Raw genomic sequence first — 3,678 nt, 5'->3', positions numbered from 1 at the left:
CGTGTTTGTCGGCTGAGGATCGGGGGATCGTGGACCGCCGGTTGTGCGCGGATCCGGGCATTCTCGATGGGGTCGGTGACCAGGGTTTGGTCGCCCGCGCCAAGGCTCTTGCTGCGGAACTCGATGCCGCGTCGGTGGTCCGCCGGCATAGGAAGGCGGTGTCGGAGCGGCGGGTGACGACGCGGCCGGCGCCGGATTCGATGGCGTATCTGAGTGTGTTGATGCCGGTGGAGCAGGCGGTGTGTCTGCAGGCGACGCTGGGGCGGGATGCGGACAGTCTCATCGCCACCGGGAACGGTGGTGGCAGGACGCGGAATCAGGTGATGGTGGATTTGCTGTTCGCACGCGGCACCGGAGCCGAAGTGGCCTCCGGTGTGCCGGTGGCGGTGAACCTGGTGCTGTCGGACGAAACGCTGTTGGCCAGCGGGAACGAGCCGGCGCAGTTGCAGGGGTACGGGCCGGTGCCCGCGGGGATCGCCAGACAGTGGGTGGCCGACGCGGTCGACGCCGAGGTCGGGGCAACGTTGCAGCGGCTGTACTCGTGCCCGCAGTCGGGGGCGTTGACCGCGATGGAATCGCAGTCCCGGACGTCCCCGAAGGGTTTGGCGAAGTTGATCGACCTCCGCGACCGGACGTGCCGGACTCCGTGGTGCGATGCGCCGATTCGGCATCATGATCACATTCGCCCGCACGGCAAACTTGGCCGGACGTCGGTGCGCAACGGGTCCGGGTTGTGCGAGGCGTGCAATTACGCGAAGGAAGCGCCGGGGTGGGTCGCCCGCCCGGTCACCCGTCCCGGCCGACGGCATCTGATCGATCTCGGCACCCCGACCGGGCATCACTACCGGTCCACGGCGCCGCCGTTACCGACTCCGGCACGACATTCGGTGGTCGAGGCGGTCCTACTCGCACATTTGCGTGCATCTTGATCATTCGGTCGCCGGATTCGTCGTAGGGTCGTGTGCATGGCCAGCTGGGATGAGTTCGCCGAAGCCGCTCCGCGGATTGCCGCTATCTTCTCCCGCAGGCACGCGGCGACCGGAAACCTGTGCATGCTCGGCACGCTTCGCTCCGACGGATTTCCGCGGATCAGCCCGGTCGAGCCGAGATTCTTCGAGAACCAGTTGTGGATCGCCGGAATGCCGAACACAACGAAGTTCCGGGATCTGGCACGCGACCCGCGCTTCTGCCTGCACACGGCGACCGTCGACACGGAGGTGAAGGAGGGCGACGCGAAACTGTGGGGAGTCGTCGACGACGTTCAGGACAAGGCCCTGCATCAGCGATTCGCGCAGGCACTGTTCGACGAGACCGGGTTCGACATTCGGGGGCAGGAGTTCGATCACTGTTACCGAGCCGACCTGATCGGCGGCTCGGCAGTGGAGGTCGGCGACGGCCACATGGACATCACGATCTGGAAGCCGGGCGAGACCGAGCACGTCGTGCGGAAACACTGATTTATCGATAACACTGACTCATCAATCCGGCCACGGCACCACCGTCAGCCCGGGCCATTCCTTCTGCCACCGTGCGGCTTTGGATTCGTACACTTCGCGCGGGGCGAGAACGGGGTTCGGGCGCAGGATCATGGCGAAGAGGTCGGCGAAGCCGTGGGGAGCGTAGATCTCGTCGTCTCCGGTGGTGTTTCTCCGGATGCCGTAGCAGCAGGTGGTGGAGGCGAAGTGGTCGATGGCGTCCTTGCAGTCGGTGAAGGGTGTGGAGGGCACGCCGAAGTGGTCTTCGTACCAAAGATGCACACGCGCTTCGTTTCTGACCTCGACGCATACTTCCAGGTCGTCGAACAGTGCGCCGGCTCTCTGGATGACGTCATCCTCGGCGTCATAGCTGAGGTCGTAGTCGTCGAAGTAGAAGAGATCGTAGTCGTTGATCCCCGACTGAGGGTCGCGGCCGTCGATGTGGTTCCAGACTGTCTGGAACACGGCGCCGGCGGTGAGGTACCACTCCGGGAGGCCGAGTTGGGGTGCTCGATCCAGGATGGTGGTGATGCATGGGTTGGTTCGCAGGATGCGAAGGAATTCCACCTCCTCGGGAGAGTGAATCGGCATGATCCGATCGTATGGTCTGGACATACATGGACATCCAACTATAGGATGGGCTACATATTCGGAACTCCCTCATCATCGAGCAAGGAACGGGTTCGCACAATGGTTCAAGAGCTATCCCACTTCGTCGGCGGCAAGCGCGTCCCTGGTGCCTCCAACAAGTTCGGCGACGTCTACGACCCCAACACCGGTGAGGTCCAGGCGCGCGTGCCGCTCGCCGACAAGGCCGAGACCGAGGCGATCATCGCGAACGCGGTGGATGCTCAGCGGGAATGGGCGCTGTTCAACCCGCAGAAGCGCGCCCGCGTCCTGATGAAGTTCCTCCAGCTCGTGCAGGAGGAAATGGATTCGCTGGCACGGCTGCTGTCGTCCGAGCACGGCAAGACGATCCCCGACGCGAAGGGCGACATCCAGCGCGGCCTCGAGGTTATCGAGTTCGCTCTCGGCGCGCCGCACCTGCTCAAGGGTGAGTACACGGAATCCGCCGGAACCGGCATCGACGTGTACTCGATGCGGCAGCCGCTCGGTGTCGTCGCGGGCATCACCCCGTTCAACTTCCCGGCCATGATTCCGCTGTGGAAGGCCGGCCCTGCGCTGGCCGCCGGTAACGCGTTCATCCTGAAGCCGTCCGAGCGCGACCCGTCGGTGCCGCTGCGTCTGGCCGAGCTGTTCCTCGAGGCCGGTCTGCCCGCGGGCGTGTTCAACGTGGTCAACGGTGACAAGGAAGTGGTGGACGTCCTGCTCACCGACGACCGGGTCAAGGCTGTCGGGTTCGTCGGCTCCACGCCCATCGCGCAGTACATCTACGAGACCGCGGCGGCGCACGGCAAGCGCGCGCAGTGCTTCGGTGGCGCGAAGAACCACGCGATCATCATGCCCGACGCCGACCTCGACGAGGTGGCCGACGCGCTCATCGGCGCAGGTTACGGCTCCGCGGGTGAGCGGTGCATGGCCATTTCCGTCGCCGTTCCGGTGGGCGAGGAGACGGCGGATGCGCTTGTCGCCAAACTGACCGAACGGGTCGGCAAGCTCAGCATCGGCCGCAGCGACGACGAGTCCGCCGATTTCGGTCCGCTGGTCAGCAAGGACGCCCTCGACCGGGTGAACAACTACATCCAGATCGGACTCGACGAGGGCGCCGAGGCGGTCGTCGACGGCCGCGGCTTCACCCTCGAAGGCCACGAGAACGGCTTCTTCGCCGGCGCGACCCTGTTCGACAAGGTCACCACCGACATGCGGATCTACAAGGAAGAAATCTTCGGACCCGTCCTGCTGGTGGCGCGTGCCGCGGACTACGAGGAGGCGCTGCGCCTGCCCACCGAGCACGAGTACGGCAACGGCGTCGCGATCTTCACCCGCGACGGCGACACGGCCCGCGACTTCACCAACCGCGTCAACGTCGGCATGGTCGGCGTCAACGTCCCGATCCCGGTGCCGATCGCGTACCACACGTTCGGCGGCTGGAAGCGCTCCGGTTTCGGCGACCTCAACCAGCACGGTCCCGACTCGTTCCGCTTCTACACCAAGACCAAGACCGTGACGCAGCGTTGGCCCTCGGGCAAGAAAGAAGAGACCAACCACTTCGTCATCCCGACGATGAACTGAACGGACCTCC

At 65.1% G+C, this 3,678-nt stretch carries 4 protein-coding genes; 3 read left to right on the top strand and 1 reads right to left on the bottom strand.

Annotated features, from left to right (window positions below; all coding sequences use genetic code 11):
- Positions 1–929, top strand: a 929-nt coding sequence (locus tag RJ1_RS34860) for an HNH endonuclease (protein ID WP_073367035.1), incomplete at its 5' end; no start/stop codon positions are given.
- 36 nt (positions 930–965) lie between these two features.
- On the top strand, positions 966–1,457 hold the full coding sequence (locus tag RJ1_RS34855; protein WP_073367032.1) for a pyridoxamine 5'-phosphate oxidase family protein: 492 nt from the start codon (positions 966–968) through the stop codon (positions 1,455–1,457).
- Between the two features lie 21 nt (positions 1,458–1,478).
- Here the strand turns inward: RJ1_RS34855 and RJ1_RS34850 are convergent, their stop codons facing one another.
- Positions 1,479–2,066, bottom strand: coding sequence for a nucleotidyltransferase family protein (locus RJ1_RS34850; RefSeq protein ID WP_073367029.1), 588 nt, complete (start codon positions 2,064–2,066; stop codon positions 1,479–1,481).
- A gap of 99 nt (positions 2,067–2,165) precedes the next feature.
- On the opposite strand from RJ1_RS34850, the gene RJ1_RS34845 reads away from it, so the two are divergent.
- Positions 2,166–3,668, top strand: a complete 1,503-nt coding sequence (locus RJ1_RS34845) for a CoA-acylating methylmalonate-semialdehyde dehydrogenase (protein ID WP_073367026.1) — start codon at positions 2,166–2,168, stop codon at positions 3,666–3,668.
- Positions 3,669–3,678 lie beyond the last annotated feature (10 nt).

The organism is Rhodococcus jostii NBRC 16295, from assembly GCF_001894825.1.
In the GTDB taxonomy this organism is placed as follows: Bacteria; Actinomycetota; Actinomycetes; order Mycobacteriales; family Mycobacteriaceae; genus Rhodococcus_F; species Rhodococcus_F jostii.
The sequence above is the reverse complement of the archived record's forward strand: the minus strand, read 5'-3'. Positions and strand labels throughout refer to the sequence as shown.

Bases quoted from the DNA above. Each gene is read 5' to 3' on its own strand.
- RJ1_RS34855 (WP_073367032.1), top strand. From the start codon at position 966: ATGGCCAGCTGGGATGAGTTCGCCGAAGCCGCTCCGCGGATTGCCGCT.
- RJ1_RS34850 (WP_073367029.1), bottom strand. From the start codon at position 2,066: ATGCCGATTCACTCTCCCGAGGAGGTGGAATTCCTTCGCATCCTGCGA.
- RJ1_RS34845 (WP_073367026.1), top strand. From the start codon at position 2,166: ATGGTTCAAGAGCTATCCCACTTCGTCGGCGGCAAGCGCGTCCCTGGT.